Annotated in this window: 16 protein-coding genes and 1 pseudogene; 8 read left to right on the top strand and 9 right to left on the bottom strand. The window is 70.2% G+C overall.

Annotated features, from left to right (window positions below; translation table 11 throughout):
* Window positions 1–32: 32 nt before the first annotated feature.
* Window positions 33–1,601: an MFS transporter gene (locus ACYVO6_RS03640; RefSeq protein WP_461057129.1), complete on the bottom strand. Its 1,569-nt coding sequence runs from the start codon at window positions 1,599–1,601 to the stop codon at window positions 33–35.
* Between the two features lie 97 nt (window positions 1,602–1,698).
* Here ACYVO6_RS03640 and ACYVO6_RS03635 point away from each other — a divergent pair, with 97 nt between their 5' ends.
* The gene (locus tag ACYVO6_RS03635) at window positions 1,699–2,289 is read left to right on the top strand and encodes a TetR/AcrR family transcriptional regulator (RefSeq protein WP_461057127.1); all 591 of its coding nucleotides are present in this window, start codon (window positions 1,699–1,701) and stop codon (window positions 2,287–2,289) included.
* Here ACYVO6_RS03635 and ACYVO6_RS03630 read toward each other — a convergent pair.
* The 5 genes from ACYVO6_RS03630 to ACYVO6_RS03610 form a co-directional block, all read right to left on the bottom strand.
* Window positions 2,237–2,974: an ABC transporter ATP-binding protein gene (locus tag ACYVO6_RS03630; RefSeq protein ID WP_461057125.1), complete on the bottom strand. Its 738-nt coding sequence runs from the start codon at window positions 2,972–2,974 to the stop codon at window positions 2,237–2,239. The genes ACYVO6_RS03635 and ACYVO6_RS03630 overlap by 53 nt on opposite strands.
* A complete protein-coding gene (locus tag ACYVO6_RS03625; protein WP_461057123.1) occupies window positions 2,971–3,990 on the bottom strand; it encodes an ABC transporter ATP-binding protein in 1,020 nt (339 codons plus the stop codon). Before ACYVO6_RS03625 ends, ACYVO6_RS03630 begins: the two co-directional genes overlap by 4 nt.
* The gene (locus tag ACYVO6_RS03620) at window positions 3,987–5,813 is read right to left on the bottom strand and encodes an ABC transporter permease subunit (protein ID WP_461057477.1); all 1,827 of its coding nucleotides are present in this window, start codon (window positions 5,811–5,813) and stop codon (window positions 3,987–3,989) included. Before ACYVO6_RS03620 ends, ACYVO6_RS03625 begins: the two co-directional genes overlap by 4 nt.
* A 17-nt stretch (window positions 5,814–5,830) precedes the next feature.
* Window positions 5,831–7,321, bottom strand: a complete 1,491-nt coding sequence (locus tag ACYVO6_RS03615; protein WP_461057121.1) for an ABC transporter substrate-binding protein — start codon at window positions 7,319–7,321, stop codon at window positions 5,831–5,833.
* Between the two features lie 98 nt (window positions 7,322–7,419).
* Window positions 7,420–8,622, bottom strand: a complete 1,203-nt coding sequence (locus ACYVO6_RS03610) for a PucR family transcriptional regulator (RefSeq protein ID WP_461057119.1) — start codon at window positions 8,620–8,622, stop codon at window positions 7,420–7,422.
* A gap of 179 nt (window positions 8,623–8,801) precedes the next feature.
* Here ACYVO6_RS03610 and ACYVO6_RS03605 point away from each other — a divergent pair, with 179 nt between their 5' ends.
* The 3 genes from ACYVO6_RS03605 to ACYVO6_RS03595 all read left to right on the top strand — a co-directional run bounded on the left by ACYVO6_RS03605 (window position 8,802) and on the right by ACYVO6_RS03595 (window position 12,459).
* Window positions 8,802–9,728: a proline dehydrogenase family protein gene (locus ACYVO6_RS03605; protein WP_461057117.1), complete on the top strand. Its 927-nt coding sequence runs from the start codon at window positions 8,802–8,804 to the stop codon at window positions 9,726–9,728.
* 36 nt (window positions 9,729–9,764) lie between these two features.
* Window positions 9,765–11,396 carry an L-glutamate gamma-semialdehyde dehydrogenase gene (gene pruA / locus ACYVO6_RS03600; RefSeq protein WP_461057115.1) on the top strand — a complete coding sequence of 544 codons (1,632 nt, stop codon included), beginning with the start codon at window positions 9,765–9,767 and terminating at the stop codon, window positions 11,394–11,396.
* Window positions 11,397–11,562: 166 nt separating this feature from the next.
* On the top strand, window positions 11,563–12,459 hold the full coding sequence (locus ACYVO6_RS03595) for a LysR family transcriptional regulator (RefSeq protein ID WP_461057113.1): 897 nt from the start codon (window positions 11,563–11,565) through the stop codon (window positions 12,457–12,459).
* A gap of 69 nt (window positions 12,460–12,528) precedes the next feature.
* On the opposite strand, the pseudogene ACYVO6_RS03590 reads toward ACYVO6_RS03595, so the two are convergent.
* Both ACYVO6_RS03590 and ACYVO6_RS03585 read right to left on the bottom strand, forming a co-directional pair.
* Window positions 12,529–13,316, bottom strand: a pseudogene (locus ACYVO6_RS03590) (SDR family oxidoreductase).
* Window positions 13,317–13,636: 320 nt separating this feature from the next.
* The gene (locus ACYVO6_RS03585; RefSeq protein ID WP_461057111.1) at window positions 13,637–15,544 is read right to left on the bottom strand and encodes a glycoside hydrolase family 97 catalytic domain-containing protein; all 1,908 of its coding nucleotides are present in this window, start codon (window positions 15,542–15,544) and stop codon (window positions 13,637–13,639) included.
* Window positions 15,545–15,798: 254 nt separating this feature from the next.
* On the opposite strand from ACYVO6_RS03585, the gene ACYVO6_RS03580 reads away from it, so the two are divergent.
* Both ACYVO6_RS03580 and ACYVO6_RS03575 read left to right on the top strand, forming a co-directional pair.
* Window positions 15,799–16,347 carry a GNAT family N-acetyltransferase gene (locus ACYVO6_RS03580; RefSeq protein ID WP_461057109.1) on the top strand — a complete coding sequence of 183 codons (549 nt, stop codon included), beginning with the start codon at window positions 15,799–15,801 and terminating at the stop codon, window positions 16,345–16,347.
* Window positions 16,348–16,603: 256 nt separating this feature from the next.
* Window positions 16,604–16,732 carry a hypothetical protein gene (locus ACYVO6_RS03575; RefSeq protein WP_268978767.1) on the top strand — a complete coding sequence of 43 codons (129 nt, stop codon included), beginning with the start codon at window positions 16,604–16,606 and terminating at the stop codon, window positions 16,730–16,732.
* A 72-nt stretch (window positions 16,733–16,804) separates the two neighbouring features.
* Here the strand turns inward: ACYVO6_RS03575 and ACYVO6_RS03570 are convergent, their stop codons facing one another.
* The gene (locus ACYVO6_RS03570; protein ID WP_461057107.1) at window positions 16,805–18,406 is read right to left on the bottom strand and encodes a purple acid phosphatase family protein; all 1,602 of its coding nucleotides are present in this window, start codon (window positions 18,404–18,406) and stop codon (window positions 16,805–16,807) included.
* 178 nt (window positions 18,407–18,584) lie between these two features.
* On the opposite strand from ACYVO6_RS03570, the gene ACYVO6_RS03565 reads away from it, so the two are divergent.
* Both ACYVO6_RS03565 and ACYVO6_RS03560 read left to right on the top strand, forming a co-directional pair.
* Entirely contained in the window at window positions 18,585–19,625 is a 1,041-nt protein-coding gene (locus tag ACYVO6_RS03565) for a 3-isopropylmalate dehydrogenase (protein WP_461057105.1), read from the top strand.
* A 242-nt stretch (window positions 19,626–19,867) separates the two neighbouring features.
* On the top strand, window positions 19,868–20,956 hold the full coding sequence (locus ACYVO6_RS03560) for a branched-chain amino acid aminotransferase (protein WP_461057103.1): 1,089 nt from the start codon (window positions 19,868–19,870) through the stop codon (window positions 20,954–20,956).
* Window positions 20,957–21,153: the final 197 nt, after the last annotated feature.

Genomic DNA, 21,153 nt, shown 5'->3' with positions numbered 1-21,153 from the left:
CCAGCCCGCCCGGCGCTTTTGTGTGGGCCCGCTCAGGCGAGGGCCTTCTCGGACTCGCACTCGCAGTCCATGGCCTCCGTCTTACGGACCCGAACTCGCCGCAGTGTCACCGACGCCAGGACCGCCGCCCCCAGCAGAAGCACCGTCGCGGCGAGCGCAGCTGCCTGCATGCCGTTCGTGAAGGCCTCACGGGCCGCTGTCACGAGGGCTTCGCCCGTGCGGCCTGGTAGTTGCTGGGCCACGGCCAGGGCGCCGCCGAGCGTCTCGTGGGCTGGGCCCGGAGCCGAGGACGGGATCCCGTGGCGGTACACGGCCGTTCCGATGGAGCCGAGGACCGCCATGCCCAGCGCGCCGCCGAACTCCGCGCCGGTCTCCAGGACCGAGGAGGCGGTGCCGGACTTCTCGGCCGGTACGGTGCCCAGCGCCAGGTCCATCATCTGGGACATCACGGTGACGATCCCGGCGGCGATGACACCGGCACCGGCGAGCACCAGCCACAGCGAGTCCGTACCGGCCGCGGTCAGCATCCCGTAACCGCAGGCCGCGACCAGGAAGCCACCGGCGACGACGTACGCCCGGTTCACGCCCCGCTGCACCAGCTGCGCGGAGAGCGGAGCGGCGACTCCGACCAGGACGGAGGGCAGCAGTCCCCACAGCGCGGCCTCCATGGAGCTCTTGCCGAGCACGGACTGGAGGTACTGCGTGGTGAAGTACGCCGAGCCCATCATCCCGAACGCGGAGAGCAGGTTCAGCGAGACGGCGGGCGCGAAGCCGTGGCCGCGGAAGAGCGAGGGCGGGATCATCGGCGACTCGATGGTGCGCTGCCGGTGGACGAAGAGCGCGGCGAAGAGCAGGCCGACGGTCACCGACATCACGTACCGCACGTTCCAGCCCTCGGACGGGATCTCCTTGATGCCGTAGATCACCGGCAGCACGGCGGCCATGGACAGCGGCACGCTCAGCAGGTCGAAGCGGCCGGGTGCGGGGTTCTTCGACTCGGGCAGCAGGATGGGGCCGAGGATCAGCAGGAGTGCCATCGCGGGCAGGTTGACCAGGAAGACCGAGCCCCACCAGAAGTGCTCGACGAGTACACCGCTCATCACCGAGCCGAGCGCGACGCCGGCTGTCATCACGCCCGACCACATCCCGATCGCCTTGGCGCGCTGCGCCGGGTCCGTGAACATCGTGCGGACCAGCGCCAACGTCGACGGCATCAGCGTCGCTCCGCCGATGCCGAGGACCGCGCGGGCCACGATCAGCGTTTCGGCGCTGTCCGCGTACGCCGCCATCAGCGAGGCCGCGCCGAACGCCCCGGCGCCGATCAGGAGCAGCCTGCGCCGGCCGATGCGGTCGCCCAGCGAGCCCATCGTCATCAGCAGGCCGGCGAGTACGAAGGCGTAGATGTCGAAGATCCACAACTGCTCCGTGCCGCTGGGCTCCAGGTCCGCGCTGATCGCCGGGATGGCGAAGTAGAGGACGGAGACGTCCATGGACACCAGGAGCAGCGGCAGCATCAGGACGCCGAGAGCGGTCCATTCACGGCGTCCGGCGCGATGGGGCGCGGGTGCGGTGGTGTCGCTCGGGCTCTTCGGATTCGTCATGCCGAGAAATGTACGCACGTCTAAAACGCTTGTCTAGAACGAATGTGTAAGACATGCGTATGGGACGGTTGTCTGTCCCGGCGGTACGCTGACCCGCATGGGACACCGTGAGGATCTGCTGGAAGGCGCCAAGCGCTGCCTGCTGGAGAAGGGCTTCGGGCGCACGACGGCGCGCGACATCGTCAAGGAGTCGGGGACGAACCTGGCGTCGATCGGCTACCACTACGGGTCGAAGGACGCGCTGCTCGCGGAGGCGTACGTCTCGATCGTCGAGGGGGTCTCCGATGCCTTCGACGCGGGCGAGCACGTCACGACCGGCACCGAGCCAGGCTCGATCGAGCGGTTCCACGCGGCCTGGTCGAACATCATCGGCACCATGCGGGAGCCCGGTTCGGTCTGGCGGCTCAGCATGGAGATCGTGGTCATGGGCGACAAGTTGCCCGGGGTGCGCGACCATCTGGCCAAGGCCCAGCGTTACGCGGCGAGCGGCATCATCCCGTTGTTCATGGGAGGCCTGGAGGAGGACCTCTCGGAGGAGGACATCAACACGCTGGGCAAGTTCTACAACACCCTGCTGATGGGGCTCATCGCGCAGTGGAACTTCGACCCTGAGACCGCGACCAGTGCCGAGGAACTCACCGAGGGCTTCCGGCGGGCGATTGCGGGGGTGAAAGAGAAGTCGTCCTGACGAGGCGCCCGTCCCGCATCTCCGCAACGCGGTCGCAGAAGTGGCGTACGAGCGCCATGTCGTGGCAGATGAACAGGTAGCCCAGGTCCAGGCGTTCCTGCAGCTCGGCCAGGAGGTTGAGGATTCCGGCGCGCAGGGACGGGTCGAGGGCGGAGACCGGTTCGTCGAGGATCAGGAGCTTGGGCTCGCACGCCAACGCTCGGGCGATACCGGCGCGTTGGCACTGTCCGCCGGACAGCTCGTGCGGGCGGCGGTCGCCGTGGGCCGGGTCCAGGCCGACCTGCTCCAGCAGCTCGGCCACGCGGGCGGGGCCTGCCGTACGGTCCCAGCTCCCTTGTACGCGTAGGGGTTCCGCGATGGCGTCGCGGATCCGGTGGCGGGGGCTGAGCGATCCGTACGGGTCCTGGAAGACGGGTTGCATGGCCTGCCTCAGCGGCCGGAGCCGCCGCTCGTCCATCGCGGTCAACTCCTGCCCGTCGAACCAGACTTCGCCGCTGTCGGGGCGGCGCAGTTGCAGTACGGCCATGGCGGTGGACGACTTGCCGCAGCCCGAGGGGCCGATGAGGCCGAGCGTCTCGCCGGGGGCGATGTCGAAGGAGACATGGTCCACGGCGGTGTGGGTGCCGTGGCGGACGACAAGGCCGCGCACGTCCAGGAGTGGGCTCACATGGCTCACATCGCTCACACGGACTCCAGGAACAACTCGGCGGGGCTGTCGGGCAGTTCGCGCCAGCGGTGGCAGGCGACGGTGCGGCCGTCTTGGGTCTCGGGTTCGGGTTGCTCCGTACGGCAGCGGGTGGCGTCCGCCAGGGGGCAGCGGGGTTGGAAGGCGCAGCCGGGTGGGAGGTCGGTGGGGGCGGGTGGGGCGCCGGTGATTGCGGGCAACCGTCGAAGCCTCGTGCCCCTGACGGGGCGCGCCTCCGGTACCGACGCCAGCAGCCCGGCCGTATACGGCGCCCGTGGCCGCGCGAACACCTCATCCACCGGCCCCGCCTCGACCAACCGCCCCGCGTACATCACCACCATCCGGTCCGCGTGCTCCCGTACCGTCGCGAGGTCGTGCGTGACCAGGACGAGGGACGCGCCGGCGGCGCCCGTCCGGGTGGCCAGCAGGTCGAGGACCTGCTTCTGCGTCTCCGGGTCCTGGGCCGTCGTCGGCTCGTCGGCGATGACCAGGTCCGGCTGGTGGAGCATCGCCATGGCGATCACCGCCCGTTGGCGCATGCCGCCGGAGAACTCGTGCGGGTACGCCCGCGCCTTGTCCGCCGCGATGCCGACCTCCTCCAGCGCGGCCACCGCTCGGGCCCGCGCCTCCTTCCGGGAGACGCGGTCCACGGACCGTACGGCGGCGGCGAGTTGGTCGACCACCTGGTGCACGGGGGAGAGGGCCGAGAGGGCGTCCTGGGGGACCAGGGCGACGCGGCGGCCCCAGAGGACGGTGCGTACGGAGCGGGGGGCGTCGACGAGTTCGTCCGCGCCCAGTCGTACGCTCCCCGTCACCGTCGCCCCACGCGGCGGCATGCCCAGCAGCGCCCGCGCCGTCAGCGACTTGCCCGCGCCCGACTCGCCCACCACGGCGAGGACTTCGCCCTCGTGTACGTCGAAGGAGAGGCCCCGTACCGCTTCGACGGCACCGAAGGAGATACGCAAGTCCCGGACGGAGAGGAGGACTTCAGTACTCGGCGTGCTCAGTGTGCTCATCGGACGGACTCCTTGAGAGACTCCTTGACGGCCCCCTCGGCGGACTCCTTGGGGGAACGGAGCGAGGCAAAGGCGACAGTGAACCGGCCCCGCCCCGAAGCCGAGTCGGCCCGAGCCGCTCCCCTCTCCGCATACGCCGCCAACGACACCGCCAGCCCCGCCATCACCGCCAGCGCGACCGCCGGAGCCAGCGCCGCCCACGGAGCCCGTTCCACATACGCGCGGGATTCGTCAAGGAGCAGCCCCCACTCCGGAGCGGGCGGCTGGGCGCCCAGGCCCAGGAAGCCGAGGGAGGCGAGGGCCAGGGCGATGCCCGGCAGGCGCAGGAGGGCGTGGCGGGCGACCGGGGCCGTCACGGAGGGCAGGACGTGGCGGGTGAGGATCCACAACGGCGTTGCGCCGATGGCCCGTTGGGCGTGCAGGAACGTCGAGGCGCGCACCTCCTGCACCAGTGCCGCCGCGTGGGCCGCGAGCGGGGGCCAGGAGATCAGGGCCACGGCGAGCGCCGCGCCGCCCGTGCCGGGGCCCGCTGCCGCCGCGACGAGGATGCCGACGATCACCGGTGGCAGCGCGTTGGCGATGTCCGAGGAGCCCGCGGCCACGGACGGCAGGAAGCCGAGGGCGAGTGCGAGGAGCAGGCTGACCAGGCAGACCGCGGCGGCCGTGCCGACCGTCGACGCCGCCCCGTGCCCGAGCCGGGCCAGCACATCACGGCCGAGCCCGTCCGTGCCGAGCGGGTACGCCCACGACGGCGCCTGGAGGCGGGCGGTCGTGTCCACGGCGTACGGATCGCGCAGCAGCCCCCAGCCGATACAGGTCAGCAGTACGACTCCGAGCGCCACCGGAACGGCCGGATGCGCCCGGACCGGACGGGCCGCGGGCAGCGTCAGCCCCGCGTCCCGCAGCGCCGGGCCCAGCAGCCGGCGCCGTACGAGGGCCGCCAGCGCACCCGCGACCAGGCCCAGCGTGAGCAGCGCGAGGACCGAACCCTGGAGCAGCGGCAGATCCTGCGACTTGGCCGCCCCCAGCGCCGTACGCCCGACGCCCGGCACCGCGAACACGACCTCCACGGCGACCGCCCCGCCCGTAAGACCGACGGCGACCATGCCGAACTGCGGTACCAGCGGCGGCAGTACACGACGCAGTGCGGCGGCCGAGATCCGCGCCTGACTGACCCCCGCACCCCGCCACAACTCCACCCACCGCTCCTCGAGCACGGCGGGCAGCGCGTCGGCGACCAGGCGGCCGAGCAGCCCGCCCGCGGGGATGCCCAGGGCGAGGGCGGGCAGCACCATGTACTGCGGGCCCACCCAGCCGGAGGTCGGCAGCCAGCCCAGCCACACCCCGCCCACCAGCAACGCGAGCGTGGCGAGCAGGAATTCGGGGAGCGCAGCGAGCATCGCGGCGAACGAGCCGGCCGACCCCCGGCCGCGCGCGAGCACGGGCGCGACGAGGGCGCAGGTGATCAGCAGCGCGACGCCGAGGGCGGCGCCCATCAGGGACAGCGACACCTGGAGCCCGGCCACGACCGACGGCAGTACGTCGGTGCCCGACACCCAGGAGGTGCCGAGGTCGCCGCGGAGCAGTCCGGAGGCCCAATTCCCCAGCAGGGAAAGCGGACCCGCGCCCAGTCCGAGGTCCTCACGGATCGCGTCCAGCGCCTCCGGCGTCGGCTCCTGCTCGGCGGACCGGGCGCGCAGCACGGTGAGCGCGGGGTCGCGGCCGGAGAGCCAGGGGAGCAGTCCGACGGTGGCGAGGACGGCCGCGAGGCAGCCGAGCCGGGTGAGTCCGGCCCGGCTGCCCGGTGTCCTCGCCGCCTTCAACAGGCGTGCCAAGAGCGTCACTTGACGTACGTCTCCATGGTGATCAGCTCACGCTCCCGCGGGTCGTGCGCGACATCGACGACACCGGCCGCGTCGCCCTGGATGACCCGCTCGTGCAGCATCGGCACGGCGGCGTCGGTGGCGAGCACCGCGGCCTCCGCCTCGACGACGGCCTTCCGGCGCGTGTCACCGGCCTTGGTCGCGGAGGCCTTGTCCAGGGCCGCGTCGACGGTCTTGTCGGAGAGCTGGGAGATGTTGAAGGAACCCTTGGACCCGAAGTCGCTGTAGAGGTACGCGGCCGGGTCACCCGAGTCGAGGATCGTCGCCCGGGACAGGATGAACGCGTCGAACTCGCCCGCCAGCGCGTCGGATTCGATGTTCGCGTACTCGCGGACGTCCAGCTTCACCTTGAACCCGGCCTTCTGGAGCTGCTGTTGCAGCGTCTGAGCCACCTCGGGCAGCTCGGCGCGGTCGGTGAACGTACCGATGGTGATGGTCTTCCCGGCCGGGTCACCGGCCTTGGCGCGCTTGACCGGCGTACGCAGGTCGGCGGCCCACGGCAGCGCGGGCCCGAGCAGCCCCTCGGCGACGTCGGCGCGGTCCTCGTACACACCCTTGACGATCGACTCGGCGTCAATGGCCTCGCGGGCGGCGGCCCTCAACGCGGCGTCCTTGAAAGGACCTTCGGAGGTGTTCAGGTACAGGGTGTTGGTGCGCGGCATCGGCACCTCGGTGATCTGGTCCTCCTCGAGCAGCGCGGCCTGCGAGACCGGCACCGACTCGACGACGTCGGCCTCTCCACTGCGCAGGGCGGCGGCGCGGGCGGTGCCGTCCGGCACGAACTTCACGTCGATTCCGGGGGACTTGGCCTTGCCGCCCCAGTAGTCGTCGTAGCGGTCGAGAGACGCGGAGGACGTGCCGTTCACCTTCTTCAGCTCGAAGGGACCGGTGCCCGCGCCGACGGGGCTGACCGTCTTCCCCTCGTACGCCTTCGCCGCCAGGATCGACAACTGCGGCGAGCTCAGCCGCTGCGGGACGAGCGGGTCCTCAGTGGCGGTGGTGACGGCTACCGATTCGCCTTGGGCCTTCACCGTCAGGTCCACGCCGTCCAGGATGCGGGGCTTGGGGGAGGCGCCGGCGGCCGCGGTGAGCGAGCGTACGACGGCCTCGGCGGTGAGCTTCGTACCGTCGTGGAAGGTGACGCCGTCACGTATCTCGAAGGTCCAAGTCTTGCCGCTCTGCTGCCACTTGGTGGCGAGCGCGGGTTCGGCGTCGCCGTCCGCGTCGAGCTTGATCAGCGTCTCGGCGGTGGACCAGCGGGACAGCTTGAACGCGTCGTCGGACAGCGGCGAGAGCCCGGAGCGCGGCGGCTGCATGTGCGCGACGCGTACCCGCTTCTCGCCGCCCTCGGCGGAGCTGTCCGAAGCGGCTCCCGAGAAGCAGCCGGTGAGCAGGGCGGAGGCGGCGGCGACCGCGGAGACGGGGAGAAGGCGGGCGGGCAGACGCACGGGACCCTCCGGTAAAGGGGTGGTCAAGGGGACGTATGCCTGACCGTAGCATGATGACAATCGTTTTCAGTACTACCGTCCGGTCCGGCCGGTAAGTCTCAGAGGCGGTGGGCCTTCAGCGTCATGTGCAGGAGGAGCCGGTCCTCGCCGTCGTCCAGGTCCAGGCCGGTGAGCTGTTCGACGCGGGAGAGGCGGTAGTAGAGGGTCTGGCGGTGGATGCCAAGGTGGGCTGCCGTGCGGCCCGCCTGCCCCGCGCAGTCGAGGAACGCCTCGGCGGTGCGGGCCAGTTCACGGTGGGCCGGGTCCAGCAGGGGGCGTACGACGGGGTCGTGGGCCGCCTCCGCGGGCAGCGCCGTCAGCAGGCGGTACGGGCCGATGGCGGCCCACTCGGCGATCGGCCCGAGCCCGGGTTCGGCCAGCGCCGCACCGGCCGCGGCCGCGGCCTCCTGCCAGGCGGCACCCAGCTCGGCGAGGCCACTGCGGGGCGCCGCGATTCCCGCCGCCGGGCTTTCCGAGGCCGTTCGCGGTCCCTCCGCCTCCCTCAGCAACCGAGCAGCCGCCGAAGTCGCCGGAGTCAGCACCGTCGACGAGCGCAGCCGCACCAGCAGCGCCAGGCTCTGGCCGGTGGTGCCCCACGGGACCGTGCACAGGGCCGTCGCACCCGGGATCGTACGGACCGAAGGCGCGTCGTCCGGGTCGGCGGACGGCCAAGGGGTCACGCAGACCACGGTGTGGAGGCCCTCGCCGCGTACGCCGAGTGCCGTACGGAGTTCCGCCACCGCCATGTCCCGTGGCCAGCCGCGCTCGGCGGTCAGGACGGCGCGCAGCTCACGGGTCAGGTCCGCGCCCGCCTGGGCCTCGTCCGCGAGGAGGTCGCCGATCCGGGCGGTCACCTCCATGGCCGCGTCGAGCTGCTCGCCGGTGGGGCCCGGATCGTCGGCGAGCAGCCACACGTAACCGAGGACGACCCCCCGATGACGTACCGGAAGGCAGACGCGCCCCCGGTACACCCCGGCCTCGGGCGTCGGCGGGATACGGACCGGACCGGTGGCCTGGGCGATGCCGAAGCCCTCGAACCAGGTGCGGACCGCCGCGGTGGAGCGGCGCGTGAGGATCGAGCGGGTCCGCACAGGGTCGAGGGCGGACTCGTCGATCTCGCTGTCGCTGTCGTAGGCGCCGAAGGCGATCAGCTCGAAGTCCCGGTTCTCCAGCGTCGCGGGGGCGCCGAGGAGCTCCGAGATCTCGTCGACCAGCTCCTGGTACTCGCCTTTCGCCTGCGTCACTCGGGCATTCTCCCGCATTTCTCACGCCCTTCATACAGATGTCTGAGATCCAGGGCACGGATGCGTGACGTCTGTCGATGGCCCACGATCGGAGGGATCCTTAAGTTTCACGGTGGTTCTCCGCGCCGTCGCCGCACCGTTCACCCGCGAACGTGCGGTTACGGCCCCCTGCTGGTCGCTGTTGTGGAGGTTGCCCCGTGTTGGGACCCGTGATTCTCGCCGCCTCGCGCAGCGACAGGATGCGCCGCCTGGTGTCGGCGGCCCCGGTGACGAAGCCGGTCGTCGAGCGGTTCATCGCCGGTGAGTCGGTCGACGACGTCGTACCGGTCGTCAAGCACCTCACCGACCGTGGTCTTGAGGTCAGCCTGGACGTGGTCGGCGAGGACATCACCACGCCCGGACAGTCCACGGCGGCGCGCGACGCGTACCTGCAACTGATCGACCACCTGGAAGGCCTCGGCCTGGGCGAGCGGGCCGAGATGTCGGTCAAGCTGACCCTCTTCGGCCAGGCGCTTCCCGGCGGTCATGAGCTGGCGCTCGCCAACGTCCGTCCCGTCGTCGAGGCCGCCGCCCGCATCGGCACCACCGTCACGCTGGACGCGGAGGACCACACCACCCTCGACTCGATGTTCGCCATCCACGAGGAGCTGCGGAAGGACTTCCCGCAGACCGGCTGCGTGATCCAGGCCTACCTGTACCGCACCGAGGCCGACGCCCGCCGTCTCGCCGCGAGCGGCAGCCGCGTGCGTATCGTGAAAGGGGCGTACAAGGAGCCCGCGTCGGTCGCGTACCAGGACAAGGCCGAGATCGACAAGGCGTACGTCCGCATCCTGAAGATCCTGATGGAGGGCGAGGGCTACCCGATGATCGGGTCCCACGACCCACGCCTCATCGCCATCACCCAGGAGCTGGCCCGGCGCGTGGGACGCAAGCTGGACGACTACGAGTTCCAGATGCTGTACGGCATCCGCGGCGAGGAGCAGACCCGGCTCGCCGCCGAGGGCCACCGCGTGCGCGTCTACACGGCGTACGGCACCGACTGGTACGGCTATTTCATGCGCCGCCTCGCGGAGAAGCCGGCCAACCTCCGCTTCTTCGCCCGCTCGATCCTCACCAAGGGCTGAGTCCGAACCACCGCTCACTAAGGAGTTACGGAAAACATGGACGCTGTGACCCAGGTCCCCACCCCCGTCAACGAGCCGGTGCACGGCTACGCCCCCGGCTCTCCCGAGCGCGCCCGCCTGGAGGCCAAGCTCAAGGAGCTGGCCGAGAACCCCGTCGACCTGCCCTGCACCATCGGCGGCGAGAAGCGGATGGGCGGCGGCGAGCCGTTCCAGGTCGTGCAGCCGCACAACCGCAAGGCCGTGCTCGGCACCTTCCGCAACGCCACGCAGCAGGACGCGCAGGACGCGATCGACGCGGCCCTGGCCGCCGCGCCCGCCTGGCGCGCGATGTCCTTCGACGACCGTGCCGCGATCATCCTGCGCGCCGCCGAGCTGCTGTCCACGACGTGGCGCGAGACGCTGGCGGCCTCCACGATGCTCGGTCAGTCGAAGACCGCTCAGCAGGCCGAGATCGACTGCCCCTGCGAGTTGATCGACTTCTGGCGCTTCAACGTCAAGTACGCCCGTGACCTGCTCGCCGAGCAGCCCGTGGCCAACTCGACCGGCGTGTGGAACCGCCTCGACCACCGCCCGCTGGAGGGCTTCGTCTACGCGATCACGCCGTTCAACTTCTCGGCGATCGCGGGCAACCTGCCGACCGCGCCCGCCCTCATGGGCAACGTCGTCGTATGGAAGCCGTCCCCGACGCAGACCCACGCCGCCGTCCTGCTCATGCAGCTCCTGGAGGAGGCAGGCCTGCCCAAGGGCGTCATCAACCTGGTGACCGGCGACGGTCTGGCCGTCTCCGAGGTCGCCCTGAACCACCGCGACCTCGCCGGCATCCACTTCACGGGCTCGACGAAGACCTTCCGTCACCTGTGGAAGACGGTCGGCGCGAACATCGACAAGTACCGCACGTATCCGCGCCTGGTCGGCGAGACGGGCGGCAAGGACTTCCTCGTCGCGCATCCCTCCGCGGACCACGCCGTGCTGAAGACCGCGCTGACCCGTGGCGCCTTCGAGTACCAGGGCCAGAAGTGCTCGGCGACCTCCCGCGCGTACATCCCGGCCTCCATCTGGAACGCCGGTTTCAAGGAGGAGTTCGCGGCCGAGGTCGACGGCATCAAGATGGGTGACGTCACCGATCTGTCGAACTTCATCGGCGCCGTCATCGACGAACGCGCCTTCGCGAAGAACAAGGCGGCGATCGACCGGGCCGCCGAGGACTCGAAGTGCACGATCGTCGCGGGCGGTACGTACGACGACTCGGAGGGCTACTTCGTCCGCCCGACCGTCGTCGAGTGCTCCGACCCGGCCAACGAGGTCTTCACGACGGAGTACTTCGGCCCGTTCCTCGCCGTGCACGTCTACGACGACGAGAAGTACGAGGAGATGCTGACCCAGATGGAGTCGGTGTCCGACTACGCGCTCACGGGCGCGGTCATCGCGAACGACCGCGCGGCGGCGGCGTACACGGCGGAGAAACTCCGCTACGCGGCCGGCAACTTCTACATCAACGACAAGTCCACCGGCGCCGTCGTCGGCCAGCAGCCCTTCGGCGGCGGCCGCAACTCCGGCACCAACGACAAGGCCGGCGCCCCCCAGAACCTCCAGCGCTGGACCCTCACCCGAGCCGTCAAGGAGACCCTGGTCCCGCCGACGGACTACACGTACCCGCACATGGGCTGATCCGGTCGTGCGGACCGTCGAAGTCCTCGACCGCCTCGGCCTGTTCACCGACGACCGCGCTCCAGCCGCCGACCGGTGGCTGGAGCGCGAACTCCACCGTTAGCCTCGGGTCTACAACGATGACAACGGGGTGGACCGCCCCACCGCAGGGAGGGGACGGGACCCGATGAGCCTTCGTCAGTACGAGTACGCCCTGGCCGTTGCCGAGCAGGGCTCGGTGACGGCGGCGGCGGAGCTGCTGCACGTCGCTCAACCGTCGGTGTCCCAGCAGATCCGCGGCCTGGAGCGGGAACTCGGCGTCAAACTGTTCGCCCGCACGCCGACCGGACTGGTGCCCACCGTGGTCGGCCGCGCGTTCCTGCGGGAGGCGGAGGTCGCGGTGAGCGCGTCGCGGCGGGCGAGGGCGACGGCGCGGGCCGGTGCCGATGAGCTGGTGGGCGAGCTGGTGGTCGCGGTGCAGATGGGCTTTGGCACGCGGCAGCTGCCGGGCTCGCTGGGCACGCTGCGCCGCCGCTTCCCGCGGCTGGAGGTCACCGTCTTCGAGGAGCCGAGCTCCGCCGAGCTGGAGCGGCTGTGTCGCCGGGGTGTGGTGGACCTCGCCCTGATGGCGGCATGCGAGCGGAGCCCGGCCAACGCCCACCACCTCGGCGACGAGGAGTTCGTCGTGGTGCTGGGCGCCGGGCACCGGAAACTCGCCGCGGACCGGGTCGAGCTGCGCGAACTGGAAGGAGAGCCGTGGGTGAGGTTCGACCGCGACAGCGCGCTCGACGGCGTGCTGCTGAGCGTGCTGCGGGACAACGAGCTGACCCCGACCACGGCCGCCCGCGTGTCCCAGACGGCGACGGCCGTGCGCTGGGCCGCCCACGGGCTGGGGGTCACGCTCGTCCCGGCCTCCGCGGTGCCCCACGGTCACGAGCACCTCGTTCGCCCGGTGTTCCCGGTCGTGTCCCAGCCCGTCATCGCCGTGGTCCGGCAGGGCGCGGGCCCGGCGGAGACGGCCCTGCTCGAACTCCTGCGTAAAGAGACCTGGTCCGAGTCCGCTTTCTTCTCACCGGTGTCCTGACGGCCGGGAAGGAGACGGGCGCCGCTGAATTCTTTTTGTCGAAACTGGCTTTCCGGAATTCCGTCGGCGTCAACCCATAGGGAATTCACCGCCGTCCACGATGAGATTCCTCCCGGTCAGCCAGCTCGCCCGCTCGGACACGAGGAACAGCACCGCGTGGGCGATGTCGTCGGGCTGACCATCGCGCCCCAGCGGCGGGGTGTCGTCGGCATTGGTCTCTGCCGGTGCCGCGCCCATGCGCGCGGACACCTCCGCCCACTGCTCCCGCGTTTGTTCGCCGCCGGGGGTGGCGGTTCTGCCGGGAGACACGGTGTTGACCCGGATTCCGAGCGGGGCCAGCTCCAGGGCCAGTCCCCGGCTGTAGTTCTCCAGCGCCGCCTTCGCCGTGGTGTAGTGCAGAAACGGTCCTACCGGGGTGAGAACCGCGGACGAGGAGACGTGCACGATCATCCCCGAACGCCGTTCCCGCATCCCCGGTACCAGCAGCGAGTCCAGCCGCACCGACGCCAGGAAGTTCAGGTCCAGCGCGTCCTGCCACTCCTCGTCGGGGATGGCCGAGCTGCCCTCGTGCGGTCGTGCCCCACCCGCGTTGTGGACCAGGACGTCCACCCCGCCGAGCACCTCCTGCGCGGCAGCGGCGAGCGCCTCCGCACCAGCCCGTGTCCGCACGTCGGCCTCCACGAAGGTGGCCCCTCCGGCACCGTGCTCGTCGCCGACCTGGCGGTCGTGAGCACCTCGGCGCCCGCGTCCAGGAGTTGGCGCACGACGGCCGCTCCTATTCCGCGAGAACCACCCGTGACCAGGGCCCGCTTTCCCTTGAGTTCTCGCGTTCCCGATCCGTTCTCGATCGTGGTCATGCCACTGGTCCTCTCGATCGCGTAATGGTCCGCCCGACGGAAAAGGTTCGACGTGCGCAGAGCGCGAATCTTCGGAGAAATCGCGGTGAGCACCTCGTCGAGCTGTTTCACGGTACGTACGGAAAAGAACGAGAGGCAAAGACGAAATGTCAGCACCTGCTATAGGGAATTCCTATGGCATCCCGGCCCTCGACCGGAACCAGCGCGCGGATGCCGTCGACGAACTCCTGCGGGTGCGGGTATGGCCGGCCTCCGGCCGCCACCTACGGACCGCGAGACGGGCGGTTGCCCGCCTCGCGGTGCTGAACGTCGTGCAATCGTCAGCGGTCGCAGCTCGTACGGCTCGCGTACCAGCGGCAGGCGAGGGCTGCGAAGCCGCCGTCCGCCACGACCGGGACGGTGAGGGTCTCGCCGCCGTGGACGACGTGCGGCTCCCGGACCAGACCCGACGGGCCGTCGGTCACTGTCTCCACGAGCCATTTGCCCGCGCCGAGACGCATGGGTACGTCCACACTCTGGGCCGCGCCCGCGAACGTACCGCCGATGAACCAGCGGCCGTCCGGCGCTTTCCGCGCCAGCACCGCGGAGCGGCCCGGGTCGCCGGTGAGCAGGCGGGTCTCCTCCCAGCCGGTGGGAAGCTGCTCCAGGTAACGGCGGGCCTCGGGGCGGGCGTCGTACGACTCCGGAGTGCCGGCGAGGTTCTGGATGCCGGACTCGTAGAGCACGCTCAGGCCCAACTCACCCGCGTCCGACTGGACGTTGGGGCGGTACGGGCGGTGGAAGGCGCCCGGGGTGAAGTCCATGGAGCCGATGACGTTGCGGGTGAAGGGCAGCGCGGCCAGCTGTGCCGCCGTGTTGTTGCGCTTCTCCTCGCCGCCGACGCCCTCCAGCGTCATGACGTGCGGCCAGGTGCGCTGCATGCCCTTGGGGATCGTGGAGCCATGGAAGTTGACCATGAGGCGATGCTTGGCGGTGTCCTCGAGTGCGTCGTCGTACCAGCGCATCCGCTCCTGCGACTCCGAGTCCATGAAGTCGATCTTCACGCCCTTGACGCCCCAACGCTCCAGCGTGGACAGCCACTTCTCCCGCTCGACGGGGTCGATGAGCAGGGTGTAGTGCAGCCAGACGTGGATGCCGACGCCTTTCGCCGCCGCGTACCGCACGAGTTCCGGCATCCAGCTGTTCGTCTGCCAGTCAGGGTCGATGACGTCCCACTCGCCGGGCTTGTAGTACCAGCCCGCGTCGACGACTTCGTAGGGCCAGTCGCGCTCGGCCGCGTAGTCGACGTACTTCTTCTGGGCCTCCAGGCTCTGGCCCGCATCCTTGCCGCCCGCGAGCCAGGTCCACAGGGCCGGGCCCGGCTTGACCCACGAGGTGTCGCGGATACGGGACTTGGGCGCGAGGTCGTCCGTGAACGTCGACTCGGTGACGGTCGCCAGGTCGCCGGTGATCACCGCGCGCCAGGGCGTGGTGAGCGGGCCGTCCGTCTGGACCGGCTCGTTGTTCCACAGACTCACGCCGTACGTCGGAGAGTTGGCCGCGTGGGTGAGCTGGGCGCCCGCGTAGGTGCCGGTCAGGTCCGACTCGGCGATCAGGGCGTAGCCGCCGTCCGTCTTGAAGAGGGCCTGCATCGAGTACGTGCCCTCAGGCGCGGCGGCTGCCGACTCGTAGCGGATGAAGGGGAGTTCGTTGTCCGCGCGGTAGCGGTTGATGACGGCTTCGGTGGTGGCGGGGAAGGTGAACGCGGAGGCCTCGCGTACGACGTCGCCGTGGTCGCCGGGCAGGACGTAGCGGTAGGCGACGCCGTCCGGGGCGACACGCGTGAGCAGGTCGAGCCGGGCGCCGTCGGCCGTACGGAAGCGGAAGCGGGACTCGGTCATCCGGGCAACGCGCTTGTGGGACTTGCCGGTTGGGACGGTATAGCGCTCGGTGATCGTGCGGTCGCTGCGGCCGGTGAAGGTCAAGTCTTTGGAGAAGTCGGCCTGTTCGGTGACGAGGCCGATGGGTGACGGTTCGAGGACCGTACGGTCGGCGCGTCTCACGGTGAGCGTCGGCCGGCCGTCGTCGAGAGCCACCACGGCCGTGGGGGAGGCGCCCGGGCCGCGCACCTCCCAGGATGCGGGGGCCGCGGGCGCCTCGGCGCGAGCGGGAAGCGCCGTCGTGGCCGTGGCGAGCAGTGCGGAGCAGAGCGTCAACACGATGGTGCGGGCCCGGGGTTGGACCGCCATGTGGAACCCCTCCTGTCACAGACATCGGATGACTGTGAGGGTGAAGGGGCTCTTGAGGGGTGTCAAGGAATCTGACAGCATCAGACATCGGATTGCTGATGAGCAGTTCAGTACAGAGAGCGGACCTGCAGGGGAACTAGAGGCAGGAGAGGGCCAGGAAGGAAGACGTCAGTCCGGGAGCGCAAGGACGAGCTCCCGAAGCGAGCCGTCCGCACCCCGCCGTCCGCACCCACCGCCCCCGCGATACTGACGCGATGACCCTCCGACTGCGTACCGCTCACACGGCCGATCTCGCCCCCGCAGAGCTCCGCGCCGTCCGCACCCTCCTGGACGACGCCTTCGAGGGCGACTTCAGCGAGGAGGACTGGGATCACACGCTCGGCGGCGTCCACGCCCTCGTGCACGACGACACCGGTCTCGCCGCGCACGGCGCGGTCGTCCAGCGCCGCGTGCTGCATCACGGCCGCTCCCTGCGCACCGGTTACGTGGAAGGCGTCGCGGTTCGCGCGGACGTCCGGCGCCGAGGGCTCGGCGGCCGGGTGATGGGCGCCCTGGAAGGGGTCATCGACCGCGCGTACGCACTCGGCGCGCTCTCCGCCACGTACGAGGGCGAGGGTCTGTACGCCGCTCGTGGCTGGCAGCCGTGGCCGGGACGGATCCACGCCTTCAGCCCGGACGGCCCGGACGGCATCGTGCACCTCCCGGACGAGGAGGTCTGGCTCTTCGTCCGCCCCGCCTCCGGCGGCTCGCTCGATCCCGCGTACGAACTCGTCTTCGACTGGCGCGACGGCGACGTGCTCTGACGGGATCGGTCATCGTCGCAGGTCAGAGCCCTGTGACCCATTCCACCGTCTCAGATAGTAGGAAGCCCAAGTAATTGTGGAGACAGACGCCCGGTCCTCGCTTAACTTTGTAGAAGCCGAACGTCTCGCTCGATCAAGCGAATGGCGGTCGTGAGCCGGAGCCCTAGGCAGGCAACCCCTGCGGCCCGCTCGCCCGCCCACCCGGCGTCTCGCACCCCCTTCCGCACTCCGTGCCGCCATAAGGAGTCGATTTCCCATGGCCGAGACGACCGCCCGCCGAGTCCGTCACGTCTCCCGTACGAGCGAGTCCGACCGTAAGAACGCCGCCGCCGCGCTCCAGCGCGCCCTGGACCGCAGGGACAACGGCGGCGCGACGGGCCACTGAGCCCACGAGCCTTCGATGGGCAACTGAGCCCCCACATTCCGGGAGCCGCCCGTAAGTGGTGCGGCGCGGGCCTCAACTCCCGCGCCGCACCTCGAAGTAGTCGATGCGCCCGCCGTTCTGCGCGAGCGCCGACACCTTGAGCTTCGCGGCCGGGCCGGTCTCCGCCTCGATCGCGAGGAACGAGAAGCCGGTGTAGCGGACCCGGGACCACTCCACGGTCTCCGGGCGCTCCGACTTCCCCTTGGTCCAGTGGAAGCTGTCGACCGACTCCCGGTCGTTCACCTTGCCCTCGTAACTGTCCTTCACCCCGTCCGGAAAGCCGTACAGCTCCTTGCCGGCGCCGCCCGCGGTGACGTACACGGTCCCGTCGCGCGTCGGATCCGTCGACGCGCCCACGGGCACGCGTTTGCCGACCTCGCCGCCCTTGATCGCGTCGGTCCGTTCGTAGACGTGGTTGTGCCCGTTGATGACCAGGTCCACCTGGTGCTTGGTGAACAGCGGCAGCCAGGCGTCGCGCAGGCCGCCGTCCGAGGCGTGCGTCGACGTCGAGTACATGCAGTGGTGGAAGAACACCACAATGAAATCAACGGACTTGCGCAGCTCCCCGAGCCGCTTGTCCAGCCACTCGCTCTGCTTCCCGTCCGAGTAGCCGAGGTTGGCGGGGATCTCGTACGAGACGTCGTTCGCGTCGAGTGCGACGATGCCGACATTGCCGTACGTGAACGAGTAGACGCCCGGCGATTTCTTCGGGTCGAAACCGTTGTCCGGGAGTGACCAGCGGGCCGCCTGGCCGCCATAGCCGTCGGGGGAGTACCAGGCCTCCATGTCGTGGTTGCCGGTCGTCACCATCCAGGGCACGGACTTCGCGACCGACTCGGTCTGCGCGAGGAACTGGTCCCAGACCCGGGCGTCGTACGTGTCCGAGTCCTTGCCGTGGCCCGTCGTGTCCGCGTAGCAGATATCGCCCGCGTGGAGGTGGAAGGACGGGTTCTGGCCGAGGATCACCTGATCGTTGGCGAGCGCGTCGTAGCTGACGCCCTGGTCGCCGAAGGCCGTGAACACGAACTGGTCGGGGCGCGCGGGCGCCGTACGGAACGAGCCGACCGTCGACAGGCGTTCGGCCGACGTCGGGTCGAAGCCCTCGTGGCCGACTCCGTAGTAGTACGTCGTGCCGGGCTTGAGGTCGTCGAGGGCGGCGTGCAGGTAGTACTGCTCGACTGCGGGCAGCTTCTTCGACAGGGACGGGGTGCGCAGGTCCCGGACCTCGGCGTCGATCCTGCGGCTCAGGTCCCAGGGCTTCGAACCCACCCGTACATAGGGCTTCTTGACGGCGAAGGGCACCTGCCAGGAGATCCGCATCTGCGTCTTCGGGTCGGCGCCGAAGGCGAGGTGGCGGCCGAAGGGCGCGACCACGGAGCCGGGGACGCGACCGGTCGCGGGATGCGTCACCGGTGAGGACGTCGTCCGCGCGGGGCTCGCCGAGTCCTCGTCCGTACAGCCGGCCAGCAGTCCCGCGCCCGCGAAGGCGCCCGCGGTCACCAGCGCCCGCCGCGACAGTCTCGCCCGCAGGTACTCGTGCTGCTCCGCCATGCTCATACGGCGGGCGAGCTGCTCGGGGATGCCGACATTCGGGACGGGGCGCTCGGGGGGTGACCCGCTGGGTGGAACAGTCATGGTGGGAAAACTTCCCAGCGAGCCCCAACACAGGCCTGACTTCTGCGTGAACGGAGACCGACGGGCCGACTCGGCGTCACCCGATGGACCGTAAACGGGTCGTAGACGGGTCGCACATACGTGTCCGTATCGCGGACACCCCGTGTCATCCCCTGGGACGGAGGAGTAGGGTGCCGACATGTCTCGCAGCCTCAATCTCGCAGTGATCCCCGGTGACGGCATCGGCCAGGAGGTCGTGGTCCAGGGGCTGAAGGTGCTCTCCGCCGTCCTTCCGCAGGATGTGAAGCTGGAGACCAAGGAGTACGACTTCGGCGCCACGCGTTACCACGCCACCGGTGAGACCCTCACCGACGCCGACCTCGACGCCCTCAAGAAGCACGACGCGATCCTGCTCGGCGCGATCGGCGACCCGAGCGTTCCGTCCGGCGTCCTGGAGCGCGGCTTCCTGCTGAAGCTCCGCTTCGCCTTCGACCACCACGTCAACCTGCGTCCGTCGAAGCTCCTTCCGGGTGTCGCCACTCCGCTGGCAGGGCAGCCCGCGATCGACTTCGTCGTGGTCCGCGAGGGCACCGAGGGCCCGTACACCGGCAACGGCGGCACGATCCGCAAGGGCACGCCGCACGAGGTCGCCACCGAGGTCTCCGTCAACACGGCCTTCGGTGTCGAGCGCGTCGTCCGGGACGCCTTCGCCCGCGCCCAGGCCCGCCCGCGCAAGAAGCTCGCGCTGATCCACAAGAACAACGTGCTGACCTTCGCGGGTCACCTGTGGACCAACATCTTCAACAAGGTGGCCGAGGAGTTCCCCGAGGTCACCACCGAGTACATGCACGTGGACGCGGCGACGATCTACCTCGTCACGCAGCCCGAGCGCTTCGACGTGATCGTCACCGACAACCTCTTCGGCGACATCATCACCGACCTCGCCGCGGCCGTCTCCGGCGGCATCGGCGTCGCCGCGAGCGGGAACATCAACCCGTCCGGCGAGTTCCCGTCGATGTTCGAGCCCGTGCACGGCTCGGCGCCCGACATCGCAGGCCAGGGCAAGGCCGACCCCTCCGCCACCGTCCTGTCCGTCGCCCTCCTGCTGCGTCACCTCGGCTACGAGACCGAGGCCGCCCGTATCGAGGACGCCGTCTCCGCCGACCTCGCGGAGCGCGGCACCACGACCCGTACGACCGACGAGATCGGCGACGCGCTCGCCGCCCGAGTATCCGGCTGACCCGCCGGATCTGCTCAAGCCGCCGGGTCGCTTCCGCACCCGGCGGCTTTTCCTATGCTTCGCCGGGTGCCACCATCATCCCCTGGGCCGCATTCACACCCATATCCTCCACGGCTCCGCTCGCGAGATAATCGAACGCGGAGCCGCGGATCAAGGGAATGCTCGGACGTCCTAACACTGGCCATCGGCCAGTAGGGGCGTGAGCGCGGCCCGTCACAACAACCGGTGAAGGACAACCACTCATGACGACGCCCACGATCGAGCTCAAGCCCTCGGCCTCGCCACTCTCCGACGCGGAACGCGAGGCGATCCTGGCCAACCCCGGGTTCGGCCGCCACTTCACCGACCACATGGTGACCATCCGGTGGACCGAGGGCCGCGGCTGGCACGACGGGCAGCTCACGCCGTACGGGCCGCTCTCCCTCGACCCCGCGACCAACGTCCTGCACTACGCGCAGGAGATCTTCGAGGGACTGAAGGCCTACCGGCAGCCGGACGGCTCGGTCGCCACCTTCCGTCCCGACGCCAACGCCCGCCGCTTCCAGGCCTCCGCCCGTCGCCTCGCCATGCCGGAGCTGCCCGTCGAGACGTTCATCGAGGCCTGTGACCTGCTCGTCCAGCAGGACAAGGCATGGGTGCCGGCGCACGGCGGCGAGGAGTCGCTCTATCTGCGCCCGTTCATGATCGCGACCGAGGTCGGTCTGGGCGTGAAGCCCGCGAACGAGTACCTGTTCATGGTCATCGCCTCCCCGGCCGGCGCGTACTTCCCGGGCGGCGTGAAGCCCGTCTCGATCTGGCTCTCCGATGACCGCGTGCGCGCCGTCCCCGGCGGCATGGGCGACGCCAAGACCGGCGGCAACTACGCCGCGTCCCTGCTCGCCCAGGCCGAGGCCGCCGCGAAGGGCTGCGACCAGGTCTGCTACCTCGACGCCGTCGAGCACAAGTGGGTCGAGGAACTGGGCGGCATGAACCTGTACTTCGTGTACGGCAACAAGATCGTCACCCCGACTCTGACGGGCTCCATCCTGGAGGGCATCACCCGCGACTCGCTCCTCTCGGTCGCCGCTGACCTCGGTTACGAGTCCGAGGAGGCCCGCGTCTCCGTCGACCAGTGGCGCGACGACACCGCGAACGGCAGCCTCACCGAGGTCTTCGCCTGCGGCACCGCCGCCGTCATCACCCCCGTCGGCACGGTCAAGTGCCACGCGGGCGAGTGGCAGCAGAGCGGCGGACAGCCCGGCGAAGTCACGCTGAAACTGCGCGAGGCGCTGCTCGACATCCAGCGCGGGGTGAGCGAGGACAAGCACGGCTGGATGCACAACCTCGGCTGACGGCCTTTATCCGACGCCTTGTTGGTCCCCGCTCTCCTCAACTGGAGGGCGGGGACCGGCCGTTCACCATCCCCGTGACGCGCACGGACGCCTGACGCCCCGTCCAGGTTGTACGCAATACGGCCGATTGACCCCTTACTCGTGGTGCGTTTGTATCGTCTTGAGCCCACGGCGCGGGGCCGGGGGAGCAGCGTCCT

This window comes from Streptomyces pseudoechinosporeus (assembly GCF_054783935.1).
The sequence above is the reverse complement of the archived record's forward strand: the minus strand, read 5'-3'. Positions and strand labels throughout refer to the sequence as shown.

Coding starts and splice junctions, on each gene's coding strand:
- ACYVO6_RS03580 (WP_461057109.1), top strand. CDS start 15,799: ATGACCCTCCGACTGCGTACCGCTCACACGGCCGATCTCGCCCCCGCA.
- ACYVO6_RS03610 (WP_461057119.1), bottom strand. CDS start 8,622: ATGCGGGAGAATGCCCGAGTGACGCAGGCGAAAGGCGAGTACCAGGAG.
- ACYVO6_RS03585 (WP_461057111.1), bottom strand. CDS start 15,544: ATGGCGGTCCAACCCCGGGCCCGCACCATCGTGTTGACGCTCTGCTCC.
- ACYVO6_RS03565 (WP_461057105.1), top strand. CDS start 18,585: ATGTCTCGCAGCCTCAATCTCGCAGTGATCCCCGGTGACGGCATCGGC.
- ACYVO6_RS03625 (WP_461057123.1), bottom strand. CDS start 3,990: ATGAGCACACTGAGCACGCCGAGTACTGAAGTCCTCCTCTCCGTCCGG.
- ACYVO6_RS03570 (WP_461057107.1), bottom strand. CDS start 18,406: ATGACTGTTCCACCCAGCGGGTCACCCCCCGAGCGCCCCGTCCCGAAT.
- ACYVO6_RS03560 (WP_461057103.1), top strand. CDS start 19,868: ATGACGACGCCCACGATCGAGCTCAAGCCCTCGGCCTCGCCACTCTCC.
- ACYVO6_RS03640 (WP_461057129.1), bottom strand. CDS start 1,601: ATGACGAATCCGAAGAGCCCGAGCGACACCACCGCACCCGCGCCCCAT.
- ACYVO6_RS03635 (WP_461057127.1), top strand. CDS start 1,699: ATGGGACACCGTGAGGATCTGCTGGAAGGCGCCAAGCGCTGCCTGCTG.
- ACYVO6_RS03595 (WP_461057113.1), top strand. CDS start 11,563: ATGAGCCTTCGTCAGTACGAGTACGCCCTGGCCGTTGCCGAGCAGGGC.
- ACYVO6_RS03575 (WP_268978767.1), top strand. CDS start 16,604: ATGGCCGAGACGACCGCCCGCCGAGTCCGTCACGTCTCCCGTACGAGC.
- pruA (WP_461057115.1), top strand. CDS start 9,765: ATGGACGCTGTGACCCAGGTCCCCACCCCCGTCAACGAGCCGGTGCAC.